General features: G+C 70.0%; 10 protein-coding genes. 6 read left to right on the top strand and 4 right to left on the bottom strand.

Translation table 11 applies throughout. The annotated features are described in order from the left end of the window. The first annotated feature begins 157 nt into the window (after positions 1 to 157). Both FHW73_RS07860 and FHW73_RS07855 read left to right on the top strand, forming a co-directional pair. The gene (locus FHW73_RS07860; RefSeq protein WP_183426155.1) at positions 158 to 2,671 is read left to right on the top strand and encodes an alpha-amylase family glycosyl hydrolase; all 2,514 of its coding nucleotides are present in this window, start codon (positions 158 to 160) and stop codon (positions 2,669 to 2,671) included. 191 nt (positions 2,672 to 2,862) lie between these two features. Beyond that, positions 2,863 to 3,960, top strand: a complete 1,098-nt coding sequence (locus FHW73_RS07855) for a YncE family protein (protein ID WP_183426154.1) — start codon at positions 2,863 to 2,865, stop codon at positions 3,958 to 3,960. 87 nt (positions 3,961 to 4,047) lie between these two features. Here the strand turns inward: FHW73_RS07855 and FHW73_RS07850 are convergent, their stop codons facing one another. Continuing rightward, positions 4,048 to 6,252, bottom strand: a complete 2,205-nt coding sequence (locus FHW73_RS07850) for a TonB-dependent siderophore receptor (RefSeq protein WP_183426153.1) — start codon at positions 6,250 to 6,252, stop codon at positions 4,048 to 4,050. Positions 6,253 to 6,426: 174 nt separating this feature from the next. Here FHW73_RS07850 and FHW73_RS07845 point away from each other — a divergent pair, with 174 nt between their 5' ends. Then, positions 6,427 to 7,356, top strand: a complete 930-nt coding sequence (locus FHW73_RS07845; RefSeq protein WP_183426152.1) for an oxygenase MpaB family protein — start codon at positions 6,427 to 6,429, stop codon at positions 7,354 to 7,356. A 24-nt stretch (positions 7,357 to 7,380) separates the two neighbouring features. Here the strand turns inward: FHW73_RS07845 and upp are convergent, their stop codons facing one another. Both upp and FHW73_RS07835 read right to left on the bottom strand, forming a co-directional pair. Next, a complete protein-coding gene (gene upp / locus FHW73_RS07840) occupies positions 7,381 to 8,013 on the bottom strand; it encodes a uracil phosphoribosyltransferase (RefSeq protein ID WP_183426277.1) in 633 nt (210 codons plus the stop codon). Positions 8,014 to 8,126: 113 nt separating this feature from the next. Beyond that, the gene (locus FHW73_RS07835; protein ID WP_183426151.1) at positions 8,127 to 10,940 is read right to left on the bottom strand and encodes a TonB-dependent receptor; all 2,814 of its coding nucleotides are present in this window, start codon (positions 10,938 to 10,940) and stop codon (positions 8,127 to 8,129) included. A gap of 371 nt (positions 10,941 to 11,311) precedes the next feature. Between FHW73_RS07835 and FHW73_RS07830 the strand changes: the two genes are divergently transcribed. Genes FHW73_RS07830 through FHW73_RS07820 form a run of 3 tightly spaced genes read left to right on the top strand, consistent with a single transcriptional unit; the run spans position 11,312 to position 14,378 of the window. Then, positions 11,312 to 12,343: a phytase gene (locus FHW73_RS07830; RefSeq protein WP_345776162.1), complete on the top strand. Its 1,032-nt coding sequence runs from the start codon at positions 11,312 to 11,314 to the stop codon at positions 12,341 to 12,343. Between the two features lie 20 nt (positions 12,344 to 12,363). Beyond that, positions 12,364 to 13,749: a metallophosphoesterase family protein gene (locus FHW73_RS07825; protein ID WP_183426149.1), complete on the top strand. Its 1,386-nt coding sequence runs from the start codon at positions 12,364 to 12,366 to the stop codon at positions 13,747 to 13,749. A 38-nt stretch (positions 13,750 to 13,787) separates the two neighbouring features. Further along, positions 13,788 to 14,378: an inorganic diphosphatase gene (locus FHW73_RS07820; protein WP_183426276.1), complete on the top strand. Its 591-nt coding sequence runs from the start codon at positions 13,788 to 13,790 to the stop codon at positions 14,376 to 14,378. Between the two features lie 261 nt (positions 14,379 to 14,639). Here FHW73_RS07820 and FHW73_RS07815 read toward each other — a convergent pair whose 3' ends face one another. Beyond that, positions 14,640 to 16,175, bottom strand: coding sequence for an aminotransferase class III-fold pyridoxal phosphate-dependent enzyme (locus tag FHW73_RS07815; protein WP_183426148.1), 1,536 nt, complete (start codon positions 16,173 to 16,175; stop codon positions 14,640 to 14,642). Positions 16,176 to 16,314 lie beyond the last annotated feature (139 nt).

Below are 16,314 nucleotides of genomic sequence, written 5' to 3'. Positions count from 1 at the left end.
AATGCGGTGGCGCTCGTCGACGATGGGGCGTCGATGGCGCTGGGAGGCGGCGATGGAAAACGTTTACATGCAACAGCGCATGCGGGCGTGCGTGCGAGGTCTCGCGCTCGCGTGCCTGTCCTTGATCGCTGGCGCGGCAAGTGCAGGCGACCTGCACGTGCCGTCGCCCGATTGGCGCGATCAGATCGTCTACTTCGTGATGATCGACCGCTTCGACGATGGCGATCCGTCCAACAACGACCAGGGCACCGGCGAGTACGATCCCAACGATCCGGCGCGCTACAGCGGCGGCGACCTTGCGGGGGTGACGCGCCGGCTCGACTACGTGCAGGGACTGGGTGCGACGGCGGTATGGATCACTCCACCGGTGGCGCACCAGTGGTGGAATGAGGCGACGCGCTACGGTGGCTATCACGGTTACTGGGCGGACGATTTCTCCGCCATCGACCCGCACTTCGGCACGCGCGACGACTACCGCGCCCTGTCGCGCGGTCTGCATGGCCGCGGCATGTACTTGATTCAGGACATCGTGGTGAACCACACCGCGAACTATTTCGGCTATCCCGACGGCTGGCGCGCGGACGATCCGGCGGCCGGATTCGTGCGCTTCACTGATGCGCGCGGACGCCAGGCGCCGGTGCAGCCGCCGTTCGACCGCAACGATGCGCGCGACCCCGCGCAGCGCCGCGATGCGATTTACCACTGGACACCCGACATCGTCGATTTCACCGACCGCACGCAGGAGCTGACCTACCAGCTCGCCGGCCTCGACGATCTCAATACTGAGCATCCCGAGGTCCGCCGCGCGCTGCGCCGCAGCTACGGCGATTGGATCCGCGACATCGGTGTCGATGCGTTCCGTGTCGACACTGCGCTGCACGTGCCGGCGGATTTTTTCGACGATTTCCTGCACGCCGAGGAGCGCGATGCGCCGGGCATCGCCGCGGTCGCGCGCGCAACCGGCCGCGAGGACTTCCATGTGTTCGGCGAGGGCTTTGCGATCGACAAGCCGTTCGAGGACAGCCAGGCGCGCCGGCTCGAGGCCTATATGCGCACCGAGTCCGGCGGCGAGCGCTTGCCCGGCATGATCAACTTCCCGCTCTACGGCAGTCTCGGCGACGTGTTCGCGCGCGGCGAGCCGACCGCGGTGCTCGGCCATCGCATCGCCAGCATGGTCGCGCTGCATCCGCGCCTGCACTGGATGCCGAGCTTCGTCGACAACCACGATGTCGACCGGTTCCTGGCCGGGGCCGACACGCGCGCCCTGCGTCAGGCGCTGTTGGCGATGATGACCCTGCCGGGCATTCCCACGCTGTACTACGGCACCGAGCAGAGCTTTTCGGGGCGCCGCACGGCGATGTTCGCCGGCGGCATTGGCGCGCAGGGCGACGCGTTCGACACCGCCGCACCGCTGTATCGCGAGATCGCTGCGATGTCGGCGCTGCGGCTCGACGACCGGGTGTTCTCGCGTGGTGTGCCCGAGGTGTTGCGCGACAGTGGCGGCGGGCCGGGCGCGCTGGTGTGGGCCACCCGCCACGAGGCGGCGCTTGCGCTGGTTGCGTTCAACACTGCCGATGCGCCGGTGCTGGTCGATGCGCTGGAGACGGGGCTGCCGGCCGGCACGCGGCTGGAGGGTGTGTTCGGACTCGATGGCGATCCGGCGCCGCTGACCGTCGCCGCCGATGGTCGGCTGACGCTGGTGCTGCCGCCGCGTGCGGGGCTGGTCTGGCGGCAGCGCGGCGGCGAGGCACGGCCGGATGCGTCGCAGTCCGCGGCACCGACGCTCGATGCGCTGCCGCCACTTCCGTGGCGCGACGACGTGGTGCTGCACGGACGTGCGGCGCCCGGCGACGTGTTGCAGGTCGTGGTCGATGGCGATCTGCAGCGCGCCCCGCGGGTCGTGGCCGGTGCCGACGGTCGCTGGACGGCGACGCTGCGCACCGACAGTTGGATCGATCCGGCGCGCAGGCATCGCCTGGTGCTGTGGCGCGAGGCCAACCGGGCCGCGTCGGCGGCGCAGCCGTTCCAGGTCGAACGCGACTGGCGAGCGGTGGCACGCATGGACGATCCGGCCGGCGACGATCACGGCCTGGACGGGCGCGTGGTCTATCCCACCGGCGGTCAGTGGCGGACGCAGCGGCAGGGCGACCTGCGTGGGTTGGACGTCGAGACCAGCGGCGGCGCGCTGCGCGTCACCTTGCGCATGGCCAGCGTCACCCAGGGCTGGAATCCGCCCAATGGCTTCGACCATGTCGCGCCGGTGGTGTTCATCGAGCTGCCGGGGCGCGAAGGCGGCAGCGAGGTGATGCCCCAGCAGAACGCGCGCCTGCCGGACGGGATGCGCTGGCATTACCGCATCCGCGCCCACGGCTGGTCGAACGCGCTGTTCTCGGCGCAGGGCGCTGACGCCGATGCCGAGGGCACGCCGCAGGCGCAGCCGGCGCGCATCGAGGTCGATCCGGACGCGGCGACGATCCGCTTCACGCTGCCGGCCTCGTCGCTGGGCGATCCGACGACGCTCGTCGGCGCGCGCGTGCATGCGGTGACCTGGGATTACGACGATGGGTTCCGCCCCTTGCAGCCGGAGGCGAGCAGTTCGGCGTTCGGGGGCGGGGATGGGCGGCACGACGCCCGCGTCCTCGATGCGGTGGGACCACTGCGGCTGCCGTGAAGGTGGGCGGCCATGGACAAGCCGCCCCTTCATCTGGAAAATGAGAATCGTTCCCGATAAGTGAGTGTCGCGAGCCAGCAGGTTCGACGGCACCTGCGGTCCGGCTCAGCACCGGCCCGTGCCTGCGGCGGCCATGTCGCCAGGCTCCCATGCGGGCACCCCTCCCATCCCGTCCAGCCGAGTCCATGCCCATGACCCCGTCCCCCCGCACTTCGACCTTGCTGGCTGCCGCGACCGCGCTCGCGCTTGGCTTGTCGTCGCTCGCGCATGCCCAGCAGGCGCCGACCGTCGCAACGCCTGCGGCCACCGCGACCGCGCTGCCCGAGGGCGTGCTGCGCCGCGATCTCGCGCGCGGGGTCTACGAAGCGCGCTACAGCCAGGCCGCGAACGCCTTGTTCGTGGCGTCCTCGGAGGCCGCGCCCGACACCAAGGGCGGGGTGATCTACCGGCTCGATCCGCTCACGCTGGAGACCCGCGGCCAGACCCACACCGACCTGCGCAACTTCGCCATCGCGACCGACGCCAAGGGCGAGACCCTGTACGTGACCAACAGCGTCGAGCGTGGGCTCACCGCGATCGACGCGGTCAGCGGCGAGGTCAAGGGCCGGTTGCGCTTCGAGGACAAGGCCTCCGACGGCACGTACTACGGCCCGCGGCAGGTGATCCTCGACGAAGCCAGCGGCACGCTGTATGTCGGCGGCGTCGGCGCCCCCGGGCTGATCTGGGTGGTCGACGCGGCCACGCTGACGCTGCGCGCGACGATCGGCGATGCCGGCAAGTGGGTGACCGGCCTGCTGCTCGATCCGGCAGCCGGCCGGCTGTACGCGGCCAATGGCGACGGCGAGGTGCTGGTGATCGACACCACGACCCATGCGATCCAGCACCGCTGGACGCCCGGCGACGGCAAGGAGTACCTGCTGCTCAACCTCGCCCACGATCCGGCCACCCACCGCCTGTTCGTGACCGACCACTCGAAGGGCGCGACGGTGCTGGTGTTCGACACGCGCACCGGCAAGGTCGAGCGCAGTCTGCCGGTCGGCGATTCGATGGGCATCGCGCTCCATCCCGCGCGCAAGGCGCTCTATGTGACCCATCGCGACCAGGGCACGGTCAGCGAGCTCGACGCCGACAGCTACGCCGTGCGCCGCACCTGGACGTTGCCGCCCAATCCCAACAGCCTGGAGATCGCGCCCGACGGCAAGGCGCTGTACGTGACGGTCAAGGCGCCCTTCAACAAGGACTACACCGCCAGCGCACTGGAAAGCGTGGTCCGCATTCCGCTCGAGTGATGCCGCGTCGGCGGCGGCGCCCGGATCGCACGCCGCCGCCGCACAGCACATCCGAACGGACGCCAGGCGTCCGTTCGGCACACGGCATCACAGTGCGAGCGAGATCGACAGCGTGACCGTGCGCGGCGCCGCCAGCACCAGGTAGTTGGCACCGGCGGTGCCGCCGGTCGAGGCCCAGTAGGCGCGATCGAAGACGTTGTCCACGCGCGCGCGCAGCGTCCAGTCGCGGCCGCCGGCCCCGAATGCGTAGCGCGTGCCCAGATCGAACCGCGTCCAGGATGGCAGTTCCAGCGCGTTGTCCGCGCGCGCCGCCTGGCGGCCGGTGTGCACCGCACGCGCATCGAGCGTGAGCCCGTCCACGCCGGGGACGTCCCAATCGATGCCGGCATTGGCCTGCACGTCGGGCACGCCGATCACGTCGTTGCCTTCGTTGATGCCGTCCTGGGTGCGGCGCAGCGTGGCGTCGAGCAAGGTCAGGCCGCCGAGCACGCGCAGGCCGTCGGCCGGCTGGCCGTAGATGCTCAGTTCCAGGCCCTGGTTACGCTGTTCCCCGTCGGCGCTGACCCGGTAGTCCTGCTCGATCGCGTTCGGCTTGGCGATGCGGAACACTGCGGCGCTCGCGCCCCAGCCGCCGGCGTCGTACTTGGCGCCGATCTCGTACTGCTTGGAGCGGAACGGGTCGAGGATCTCGCCGGCGTTGACGATCGGGGTGCCGTCAGCGCTGGTCTGCGCGACGGTCTGGCCGGGCAGCAGCGCCTCGGCATAGTTGGCGTACAGCGAGACCTGCCGGCCGAGCTTGAACACGACTGCCGCCACCGGCGTGATCGCGTTCTCGTCATAGCGGTCGAGCGCGGCGCCGGTGGTGTAGTCGTAGCTGGACTGGCGCAAGGTCTGCCGGCGCGCGCCCAGGGTCAGCAGCACGCGCTCATCGGCCAGACGCAGGGTGTCGGCGATCGCGACGCTCGCGGTCTGGGTGCGGCTGGTGGTCAGCGGATCGGCCATATCGCCGACTGCCGGGCTCGTCGGCGGCAGCGGGGTGGCGACCGGCGCGTACAGCGTGCCCGCCGCGCGGCGGGTGCCGGTCGCAAAGGCGTTCTGCGAGTCGAGATCGAAGAACGCGCCGGTCACGCTGACGCGGTGGCCGATCGCGCCGGTGCGGAACTCGGTGCGCAGCCCGACCTCGCCGGTGCGCAGCAGGTCCTCGCGCACGTTGTCGAAACGCGACGCGGTCAGATTGCCGGCGGTGTCGACCCGCGGGTTGGCCAGCACGTTGTGCTCGCGGCTGTCGCGGATGCCGACCGCCGCCCACGCCGTCGCGGTGTCGCTGAGGTCGTACTCGCCGCGAACCACGCCGAACAGGTCCTCCTCGTCAGTGAAGGTCCACGGCTGGGCGAAGTTCACGTCGGCCGCGGGCGCCTTCGGGATCAAGCCGGTGGGCGTGACGCTGGGCCGCGGCGCGTCGATGCGGTGGTCCTGCCAGCCCAGGTCGGCAGAAAAGCGTGCGCGTTCGCCGCGATAGTCGACGCCGAGCGCCAGCACGCCGAGCTCGCGGGCTTCGTCGAGCGCGGTATCGCCGTCGCGGCGCACGGCGTTGGCGCGCACACCCCAGGCGCGCTCGTTGCCGAAGCGGCGTGAGACGTCGGCCGCGGCGTAGCCCTGGCCGTCGCTCTCGTAGCCCAGCGTCAGCCGGGTCAGGGCGTCGTCACCGGCGCGCTTGGGCACCAGATTGAATGCGCCGCCGATGCCGCTGCCGCCGGGTGCCGCGCCATTGATGAAGCTGTTGGCGCCGCGGAACACCTCTACGCGCTCCAGGAATTCCGCGGCGACATACTGCCGCGGCAGCAGCCCGTACAGGCCGTTGTAGCTCATGTCGTCGGAGTACACCGGCAGGCCGCGCACGACGTATAGCTCCTGGAAATTGCCGAAGCCGCGCGCGACCCGCACTGCGGGGTCGTTCTGCACGACATCGGCGACGCTGCGCGCCTGCTGGTCGCGCATCAGGTCGGCGGTGAAATTGAGGCTGTTGAACGGCGTGTCCATCAGGTCGAGGTTGCCGAACAGGCCGACGCGCCCGCCGGTGGCGACCTGGCCGCCGGCATAGGCAGGTGGCAGTTCGACCTGCGAACCGTCGGCGGTCACCAGCACCGTATCGAGCGTGCGGGTCTGCGCATCGGGCGCGAGGTCCTGGGCAAGCGCGGGGGTCGCCGCGATGCAGGCGAGCAGGGCGAGCGCGAGTGGGGCACGGCATGCGCGCAACGACGCGGTCGGCGCGGGAAACGGAAAAGCGGGCATGGCGAAGCAGTCCTGTCGGCAAGGGGAGGCGGCGCGGCTGGCTGAGGGCCGAGGCCCCTGGCTGACGGAGCGGCGCGGACGGGTGTGGACGCGTCGGCGACGTGTGTGAATTGTCGCATGCGACCTCGCCGGCATCGACGCCATCGTCGACGCTGGCCGGCTAGCCTGGCGGGCATGGACGCGCCTCGCCCCGGCCTTGCCGCTCCGCTCACCGCCGCGCTCCGCAGGTGGGTGTTGGGCGTGTTCCCGCGTGGGCAGAGTGGGATCGACTACGACACGCCAGCGGGCGATCCGGGCCTGTTCGGCCCGGAGGCGGTGACCTGGCGGATCCACGGCGATTTCCCCGGCATGCTCGCCGGTGGTCTGTGCGCCTTGCTGCTGCAGGCGCTGCATCCGCGTGCGCTGGCCGGCGTGTGGGACCACTCCGATTTCCGCACCGACCTGATCGGGCGGCTGCGCCGCACCACGGCCTTCGTTGCAGGCACCACCTATGCCGGCACCGCACAGGCGCAGCAGCTGATCGCGCGGGTCGCCGCCATCCACGGCCAGGTGCGCGGCACCACCGCCGACGGCATTCCCTACGCAGCCGACGATCCCGCGCTGTTGACCTGGGTGCATGCGACCGAGGCCTATGCGTTCCTGCAGGGCTTTCGGACCTATGCCGGGCTGCCCACGCCCGATTGGGTCGACGACCGTTACTACGACGAGTCGCGCCGGGTCGCCGAAGCGCTGGGCGCCCGCGAGGTGCCGACGAGCGGTGCGGCGATGACCGACTACTTCGCCCAGGTGCGCCCGGAACTGCGCTTCGATGCGCGCTCGCGCGAAGTGCTGGCGGTGCTGCGCACGACCCGCCTGCCGGTGCCGGGCGGGGCGCTGTTGCGCGGGCTGTTCATCGGCGCCGGTGCCGCGCTGCTGCCGCCCTGGGCCGAGGCGCTGCTGCAGATCACACCGCTGCAGCGGATCCGCAACCGCGCCTGCGCACGTGTGCTGCGCGGCCTGGCGCCGCTGTTCCGCATGGCGCTGCCCGACGGTATCGCGCCGCGCGCGTGTCGGCGCGTCGGGGGATCGCCCGACCTCCTCCGGCGCTGGCCGGATAGGACCTGAGGTCGCGAGCGCGCGGCGCCCCGCTCAGTCGACCCGGGTGCCGAAGATCTTGTCGCCCGCGTCGCCCAGGCCGGGCAGGATGTAGCCGCGTTCGTCCAGGCGCTGGTCGATCGAGGCGGTGTAGACCTCGACATCGGGATGGGCGGCCTCGAGCGCGCGCAGCCCCTCGGGCGCGGCGACCAGGAACAGGCCCTTGATCCGGCTGGCGCCCGCGGCCTTGAGCATCGCGACCGTGGCGATCAGCGTGCCGCCGGTGGCGAGCATCGGGTCGAGGATCAGCGCGGTGCGGTCGGCCATGTCGCCGACGAGGTTCTCGTAGTAGGGCACTGCCTGCAGCGAGGTCTCGTCGCGCTTGATGCCGACGACACTGACCTTGGCCGCCGGGATGAGCTCGAGCACGCCGGGCAGCATGCCGATGCCGGCACGCAGGATCGGCACCAGGGTGATCTTGCGGCCCTTGATGCGTCGTACCTGCACCGGGCCGGCCCAGCCATCAACCGATGCGTCCTCGGTCTCGAGGTCCGAGGTGGCCTCGTAGGTCAGCAGCGTGGCGACCTCGGCGGACAGTTCGCGGAAGGTCTTGGTGCTGTTGTCGGCGCGGCGCATCAGTCCGAGCTTGTGCTGGACCAGTGGGTGGCGGACTTCGACGATCTTCATGGGCATCGGGAACGGAACGGGCGATGCCGACAGGATAGGGCACGCGGGTCTCTGGGTCCGCCCGGCACCGGACGCAAGCTCCGGTGCCGGTGTCGTGCAGCCGCGCCGGGCGATCAGAACTGGTAGCGCACGCCCGCCAGCCACGACCGGCCGAAGCCTTCCATTTCCAACACCCGGTTGCGCTGGCCCTGGAAGCGGACCTGGCGCGTGTCTTGCAGGTTGTTGATCTCGCCGAACACGCGCCAGCCCGCGCCGAGCGCCAGGCTCGCCGAGAAGTCCAGGCTCGCGCGATCGTCCCAGTAGATGTTCAGCTCGGGATTGCTGATGTCGAATGCCTGGATGAAGCGCGAGCGATCGTTGTAGGCCAGACGCGCATCCAGGCCCGCGCGCTCGTAGGTCAGCGCGATGTTGTAGTTGTCGCGCGACGTGCCCGGCAGCTCGGTTTCGCCCAGGCCGAACGGCAACTGCGCCTCGGACTTGGCGTAGGTGTAGTTGGTGTAGAGGCCCAGGCCCGCGAGCGCGCCGGGCAACCAGTCGAAGGTCTGCTGCCAGGTCAGTTCCGCGCCGTAGATCCGGCCGCGGTCGCCGTTCTCGGCGCGGGTGATGCGCAGTGTCTGACCACCGCCGGCAGCTTCGTCGTGCGAGGCGAGGAACAGCGGGTCCTCGATGCGCTTGTAGAACAGCGCGCCCGACACCAGGCCCAGCGGGCGCAGGTAGTGCTCGAACGACAGATCGAGGTTATGCGCGTAGGCCTCGCGCACCTGCGGGTTGCCCTCGTCGATCGCGATGACATTGCGGTCGTCGGCCTCGCCGAGGATGCGGTAGGGCGCGGTGTGCATGAAATCGGGTCGGTTGAGCGCGGTCGAGTACGAGGCCCGCACGATGCTGTCGGGCGTGAGCTCATAGCGCAGGTGGACGCTGGGCAGAACGTTGCCGTAGCGGCGGCCGGCCGAGACCGGGGTCGCGATCCCCGTGTCCTCGTCGAACGCGGTCGCCATGCCCGCGGTCTCGGTGCGCTCGTAGCGCACACCGGCCACCATCGTCAGCGCGTTCCAGGTCGCGTCCAGGCGCGCGTAGCCCGCGTACACGTCTTCCTCTGCGCGGTAGTCGCCGGTCAGCGAATCGGGAATCAGGCGTTCGTAGGCGTCGCTGTCCTTCAACGGCCCGGCGTAGCGGTCGAAGATGTCGCGGCAGAAGCGCCGGCCGGTCAGGAAGTAGCCGAAGTTGTTGGACAGGCTGTCGCAGAGCATGTCCGAATAGGCGATGCCCAACGCGTCGAAGTCGTCGCTCTCGCCATTGCGGTAGCGCTCGTCGTCGAACTGCTTGTCGCGCAACCGCGCGCGCACGCCGACGCGCAGGTCGCCGGTCTGGCCGATGAACGATTGGGGGCGAGCCAGATCCAGTCGCAGGCCGGTTTCCGCCTCTTCGCTGTACTCGAAGCGGTCGTTGAGGCGGCGGAACGCATACCAGTCCTCGGGCAGGTTCACGCCGGTGGCCGGCGCATCGTCGCGGCCGCGGATCGTCCAGACGGGGAAGTCGGGGTTGGCGTAGTCGTAGTCGAGCTGCGGGCGCACGGTGGCGCGGAAGATGTACTGCTGGCGCGGGTCGGTGACCTTGGTCGCCTCGCTGCGAGAGGCCTGCCAGTCGAGCTTCCAGGTCTCGCCCAGATAATGCTCGCCGCCCAGGGTGTAGGTCCGGATGGTCTTGTCGTAGGTGCGTTCGCGCAGTTCCTTGTCGAAGGTTGCGCGCGCGGTCCCGGTGGTTTCGTCCGAGTCTGCGGTGTGGCGGTCGAGTGTGATGGTCAGATTGTCGCGGAACTCGTGATCGACGAAGTTGGCGTCGGAGGCGACCAGGTAGACGAGGTTGTCGGGATCGATGCGAAAGTCGAAGCGGCCGGTCAGGCCCTTGCGGGTGCGTGTGCCCTCGTAGTCCTTGATCTGGATCTCGGTAGGCGCGAAGCCCGCGTCGACGCGCTCGTACAGGCTTTCGACATTGTCGGTGAATCGCCCCTGCTTGCTGAGCGAGCCGGAGATCAGCACGCCGATGTTGCGATCGGCGCCGAAGCGGTTACCGATTGTCGCGTTGTAACGCTCGTTGTCGCCGTCGCCCAACTGGTAGGCGCCGCCGGCGACCGAGGCGCGCAGCGTCAGGCCGTCGCGGTCGAGCGCACTCTGGGTGCGGATGTTGATGTTACCGGCGATCGCATCGCCGTCCATGTCGGGTGTCAGCGCCTTGGTGACCTCAAGCGCGGAGATCACATCCGACGGAATGGTGTCCAGTTCCACGCCGCGGCTGCCGGCATCGGGATTGGCCAGTTGCACGCCGTCGATCGAGACAGTGGTGTATTCCTTGGGCGCGCCGCGCACGGTGACGTAGCGGCCCTCGCCCTGGTCGCGCTCGATCGACACGCCGGAAATGCGCTGAGTGGACTCGGCGATATTGTTGTCGGGGAACTGGCCCAGCAGATCGGCCGACACGACATTGACGTAGTGGGTCGACGTGCGTTGCTGGTTGAGCGCTCGCGCCTGGGCGTCGCGGCTGGCGCGGACTTCGACGACGCCGAAGTCGGTCGCGCCGGCGGTGCTGGTCAGCGCGACATCGAGGCGCGTGCCGCGGCTGTCGCCGATCATGACCTCGGTCTCGTAGGCGCCGTAGCCCAGATAATCCACACGCAGCGTGTGGCGACCCGCGGGCAGGCCGACGACACGGAACAGACCTTCGCCGTCGGTGCTGGCCTGTCGGCCGCCGACGGTGACGAGCGCGCCCTCAAGGGCGATACCACGCGATGCCTCGCGGACCTGGCCGACGATCGTGCCGGCCATCGCGGCGACGCCGTCAGCGGCGGTCTGTGCGTGGGCGGCGGACGGGGTGGCTGCGAACAGCGCGGCGGCGATCGCCACGGCGATCGCGGTCTGGGTCGATGTCATCGGAACTCCGGAAAGTGGCAGGGGCGCGTCGGCCTGCGCGCCCCCTTGGCTTGGCGCAGACCGGTGTTCACGAGCGCCTCGCGAACGTTCGAAAAGTCTGGATCGACTGTGTTGCGGATTCATGATGGCGACACTGCAAGTGCGCCATGGCGGTGACATGCCGATGTCATCGTCCGTCCACACAATGCGCGGTCGCCGCAGTCCGGCATGACCATCGCGTGACCGTTGCGCGCTTCCCCGATGACACGACTTTCTGGTGACCCATGACACGGCCTTCTCCCGTCCCTTCCCGAACGTGGGCGATCGCATCGCTTGCGCTGTGCATCGCGGCCTGTTCGGCGTCCGCGCCCGATGCCGCCGACCCATCTGCCGTGGCCGCCCAGGGCGCGCCGGAGACTGCCGGTCGTGATCTGCCGATCGTCGGGGAAGCCTTTGTCAGTGCGCTGACGCCCGAGGACAACATCGACTCGCCGGCGGCGTGGACCGCGCCCGATGGCCGGGTGCTGGTGATCGCGACGGCCAAGTCCAGCGACCGTCTGGTCGTCTATGACGGGGTGACCGGCGAGAGGCTGCGCACATTCGGTGCTTCGGGCAGCGGGGCGGGCCAGTTCCGGCGTCCCAATGGCATCGCGGTGATCGACGACCTGGTGGTCGTCGTCGAGCGCGACAATCACCGTGTGCAGGTGCTGCGACTGCCGGACTTCGCGCCGGTGCTCGCGTTCGCCGCGCAGGACCTGGTCAAACCTTACGGTCTGTGGATCGACCGGGCCGGCGATGGCTACACGCTCTACGTCACCGACTCCTATCACGACGGCGAGGATGCGCAGGGCCACGATGTGCTGCCGGCGCTCGACAAGCTCGACCGGCGTGTGCACCGCTATGCACTGCGCCCGGACCGCGGGACGTTCGCGGTCGAAGCGTTGGGTGCGTTCGGCGACACCACAGCCGACGGTGCGCTGCGCGTGGTCGAGTCGATCTGGGGCGACCCGGCGAACGACCGGCTGCTGATCGCCGAGGAAGACGAGACCTACGCCAACGAGCTGAAGGTCTACGACCTGGCGGGCCGTTACACCGGGCGCACGCTCGGCCGCGACGTGTTCCAGGCGCAGGCCGAGGGCATCATGCTCAAGACGTGCGCCGATGGCAGCGGTTGGTGGATCACGACCGAGCAGGGCAAGGGTCGGACCGCGTTTCACCTGTTCGACCGGCGCTCGTTGGCGCACGTCGGCGCCGTGACCGGCAAGACGGTCGCCAACACCGATGGCATCTGGCTGCACGATACGCCGTCGGCGGCATTTCCCGACGGCGTGCTCTATGCGGTGCACGACGACCAGGGACTGGTCGCGTTCGACTGGCGTGCGATTGCGCAGGCGCTGTCGCTGCCCGCGTGCGGGAGGCTGTGAGCATGCGGACCAGCTTCGATATGACCTTTTCCCTGCGTGCGGCGCTGCTCGCGCTGGTGTTGCTCGCACCCGCCGCGCACGCACAGGCGCCGCGGCAGGCCGAGCCCAACACCCGTGTACCGGAGGGCGACCGTGGGCACGCCGCGAGCGCGTATCCGGACCGCATCGCGGCCTCGCCCGCGCAGGATGCAGCGACCGGGTTCGCGGTGGCCTGGCGCACCGATGCGCACGTGCGTGCGCCGCAATTGCAGATCGCGCCGGCCGAGGACACGCCGGACGTCGGCGGTGGGCGGGCACGCACGATCGTTGCGACCACACAGACGCTGGAGACGCGCAACGGCGCTGCGCACCAGCACCGCGCCGACGTCGACGGCCTGGCGCCCGATACGCTGTATGCCTGGCGCGTGCAGGGCCACGGCACCTGGAGCCCCTGGTTCCATTTCCGCACCGCGACCGCGGATGCGGCGCCGCTGACACTGCTGTACTTCGGCGACACCCAGAACCAGAACACGTCGCTGGTGACGCGAGTGATCCGTGAAGCGCGCCGTTGGGCACCGGACGCGAAGCTGGCGCTGTTCGCTGGCGACCTGGTGTCGGGCGGTGGTGCCGGGCAGGGCGCCGATGACGACGAATGGGCCGAATGGTTCGAGGCGGCGAGCGGCCTGCCCGAAGACATCGCGACCGCGCCCGCCGCTGGCAATCACGAGTTCCATGAAGAGCACGAAGACACGCCGCAGGAACGCCGGGTGCTGTCGCCGCACTGGCCGGTGACGTTCGCCTTGCCGCGCAACGGCGCGCCCGGGGTGGAGGCGACGACCTACTGGTTCGACTACCAGGGCGTGCGCTTCGCCGTGCTCGATGGCACTTCAATCCTGGATCTTGGGACCGGCCCGGCGCAAGCGCAGTGGCTGGACCGCGTGCTGGCCGACAACCCGCACCGCTGGAGCGTGGTGCAGATTCATCAGCCGTTGTACGCGCTGCGTGCCGATCGTGACTACACATCGCTGCGCGCGCACCTGGCACCGGTGCTGCGCAAGCACCACGTGGACCTGGTGCTGCAGGGGCACGACCACGCTTACGGCCGCCGCGCGCTGGATGCGGAGGGCGAGACACCGCAACTGCTCGTCAGCGTGGCCGGCGCCAAGCAGTACCGCATCGGTCCGCAAGCGCTGGCGACGATGGCGCCGATCGCCGAGGACACCCAACTGTTCCAGGTGTTGCACGTCGACGGCGCGGTGTTGCGCTATGAGGCGCGCACGGCGACCGGCCGGCTGTACGACGCGTTCGAACTGCATGACCACGGCGGCCGCAAACGGCTGGTCGAGCGCGAGGACGGCAGGATCGAGACGCGGCGCTGCACGCGCGAGGGCTCGCTCAAAGGTCGTGCCGACCGGTGCTGGGAGTGAGCACGATGCGCCGCACGCGCTTCGGCACGGCGGTGGCCATGCTCGGGCTGGCGACAGGGCTGCCCCTGGTGGGCGCCGCGGCCTGCGCAACCGAGACCATGCGTCACCCGTTCCACCTGCGCCAGCCCGACCCGACAGCGCACGAGGCACTGCTGGTGGTGGAGATTCCCGCAGGCGGCAGCGTCAAGTACGAGATCGGTGCCGAGGACGGCCTGGTGCATGTCGACCGTTTCCTGTCGATGCCGGTGGCGTATCCGGCGAACTACGGCGCGATGCCGGGGACACGCGCCGGCGACGGCGATCCGCTCGATGCGCTGGTGCTCACGCGCGCGCCGGTCCATCCCGGCGCGTTGCTCCGGTTCCGGCCGCTGGGCGTGCTGCGCATGCGCGATGGCGGACAAGCCGATGAGAAGATCGTCGGCGTGCCGGTCGACGCTGTCGACCCGACCTATGCGGGGATACGCGATCTCGCTGACCTGCCGTCCGCCGAACGCGCGCGCATCGAGGCGTTCTTCCGCGTCTACAAAGACCTGCCTGAAGGCGGCAACGGCGTGGACCTACACGGTTGGGGCGATGCCGCCGAAGCCCACCGACTGATCGGCGATGCGATCGAGCGCGCGGCGAAGTAGCCGCGGCAAACCGAACGCGTGCACGGGGTTGCGATGCCGGCTCGGCGAGCGCGGGGCGACCGCTGCGCACACTGCGCCGCACAGTTGACGCTTTTCGCTACCTACCCGCACAGCTGACACTTCGCTCTCTCCCCCGCACAGCGGACGCTTTGCGCCCTCCCCGTACAGCGGACGCTTTGCTCCCTCCCCGTACAGCGGACGCTTTGCTCCCTCCCCCGCATAGCGGGGGAGGGCTGGGGTGGGGGCAACGCGCCCCGCGGATCAGGCCTCGACAGGCTCGCGGCTGTCGGCAGTGCGCGCACCGGCCGATGCCCCTGCCTTCTGCGGACCTTCGCGCAGCGCGCGACCGACCATGTCCACCAGCAGCTCGAGCTCGTCCTCGCCGATCGCGAAGTGCGGCGTGAAGCGCAGCGAGTTCGCGCCGCCGTGGATCACGCCGATGCCGCGCTCGCGCAGCCATTCCTCGGTCGAACCGGCGCCGTAGCACTTGAACCGCGGGTCCAGTTCGCACGAGAACAGCAGGCCGGTGCCCTGGACCTTGGTGATCGCGCCGCCGGCGTCGGCGCGCAGTGCCTCGAGCCGTTCGATCGCCCGGCGACCGGCCTTGCGGATGTTGTCGCGGATCTGCGGCGTCAGCTGCTCGAGCACGGCGCAGGCCACGTCGAGCGCGCGGGGATTGGCGGTCATCGTGTTGCCGTAGACGCCGCTGCGGTACAACTGCGCCGCGCCTTCCGAGACCGCGAGCACCGACAGCGGGTACTGGCCGGCGTTGAGCGCCTTGGAGTACGTCTCCATGTCCGGCGCATCGACCCCCTCGAAGCCGGGATAGTCCACGATCGACAGCACGCCGTGCGCACGCAGGCCGGCCTGGATCGAGTCGACCAGCAGCAGGCTGCCGTGCTCGCGCGTGAGTGCACGCGCAGCGGCGTAGAACGCAGGCGGCAGCGCACGGCCCGGGTCGCCTTCGCCCATGACCGGTTCCAGGAACACTGCTTCGACGAACCAGCCATTCGCGTCGGCATCGGCGAACGCCTGGCGCAGCGCCTCGACATCGTACGGCGGCACGGCGATCAGCGAGTCTTCGTCGCGGAAGCTGGCCAGGTGCTTCATGTAGGTCGCGCGGGTCGAATCGGAGTACAGCGCCGGCCGCTCGGTGCGACCGTGGAAGCTGCCCTTGACCACGATGCGCTTGACCGTGCGCCCGGCGTGGCGGCCGTCCGGGTCGGTCTGCACGCGGGTGTTGATGTCGGCAATGCGGGCGGCCAGGCCGACCGATTCGGAGCCGGAGTTCAGGCACAGGAAATGGCTGTACGGACAGCCGTCGCCGCGGGTGTGGCCGATCTCGCGACGCAGTGCGCGGTCGAGCCGTAACTGCGACAGATGCGGGGTCATGATGTTGGCCATCGGCACCGGCCGTGCCATCGCCTCGAGCACCGGCGCCGGCGTGTGGCCGAAGCCGAGCATGCCGTAGCCGCCCGAGTCGTGCAGCACGGCGCCCTTGAGCGTGACGATCCACGGGCCGCGTGCGGCCAGCGCGACGTAGGGGTTCACCGCGTCGCCGGGGTAGAAGTTCACGTAGCCGGCCTGCACGGCCTGTGCCTGGGCGTCTTCGTCGAGGTCGAGCAGCTCGGCGAATTCGTCACGGATCCGCGTGTACTCGTCCGCGGCGGCCTGCAGCGCCTCGACGAGTGCAGGATGGCGCGCGGCGTAGGTCTCGACGACCTCGTCGGACAGGCCGGTCGTGCGGCGGGCGCCGCCATGGGCACGGAGCGGGGCGAGGATACGGGTCACGGACATACGGTGGACTCCCAGGTCGGCAGGCGGGCCGGTGGCGGGCGTGGACTCGCGGCGATGGGCGAGACCGGCTCCCCAGCCGGTACGTCCTTTCTATTATCTGGACGATTCCGTCGACCGGTAGCGACGGATCGCCGAAGCC

Source organism: Luteimonas sp. RC10 (genome assembly GCF_014192745.1).
Taxonomy (GTDB): domain Bacteria; phylum Pseudomonadota; class Gammaproteobacteria; order Xanthomonadales; family Xanthomonadaceae; genus Luteimonas.
This window is presented reverse-complemented; position numbering and strand designations above follow the sequence as displayed.

Bases quoted from the DNA above. Each gene is read 5' to 3' on its own strand.
- FHW73_RS07835 (WP_183426151.1), bottom strand. From the start codon at position 10,940: ATGACATCGACCCAGACCGCGATCGCCGTGGCGATCGCCGCCGCGCTG.
- FHW73_RS07825 (WP_183426149.1), top strand. From the start codon at position 12,364: ATGACCTTTTCCCTGCGTGCGGCGCTGCTCGCGCTGGTGTTGCTCGCA.
- FHW73_RS07815 (WP_183426148.1), bottom strand. From the start codon at position 16,175: ATGTCCGTGACCCGTATCCTCGCCCCGCTCCGTGCCCATGGCGGCGCC.
- FHW73_RS07845 (WP_183426152.1), top strand. From the start codon at position 6,427: ATGGACGCGCCTCGCCCCGGCCTTGCCGCTCCGCTCACCGCCGCGCTC.
- FHW73_RS07850 (WP_183426153.1), bottom strand. From the start codon at position 6,252: ATGCCCGCTTTTCCGTTTCCCGCGCCGACCGCGTCGTTGCGCGCATGC.
- FHW73_RS07855 (WP_183426154.1), top strand. From the start codon at position 2,863: ATGACCCCGTCCCCCCGCACTTCGACCTTGCTGGCTGCCGCGACCGCG.
- upp (WP_183426277.1), bottom strand. From the start codon at position 8,013: ATGAAGATCGTCGAAGTCCGCCACCCACTGGTCCAGCACAAGCTCGGA.
- FHW73_RS07820 (WP_183426276.1), top strand. From the start codon at position 13,788: ATGCTCGGGCTGGCGACAGGGCTGCCCCTGGTGGGCGCCGCGGCCTGC.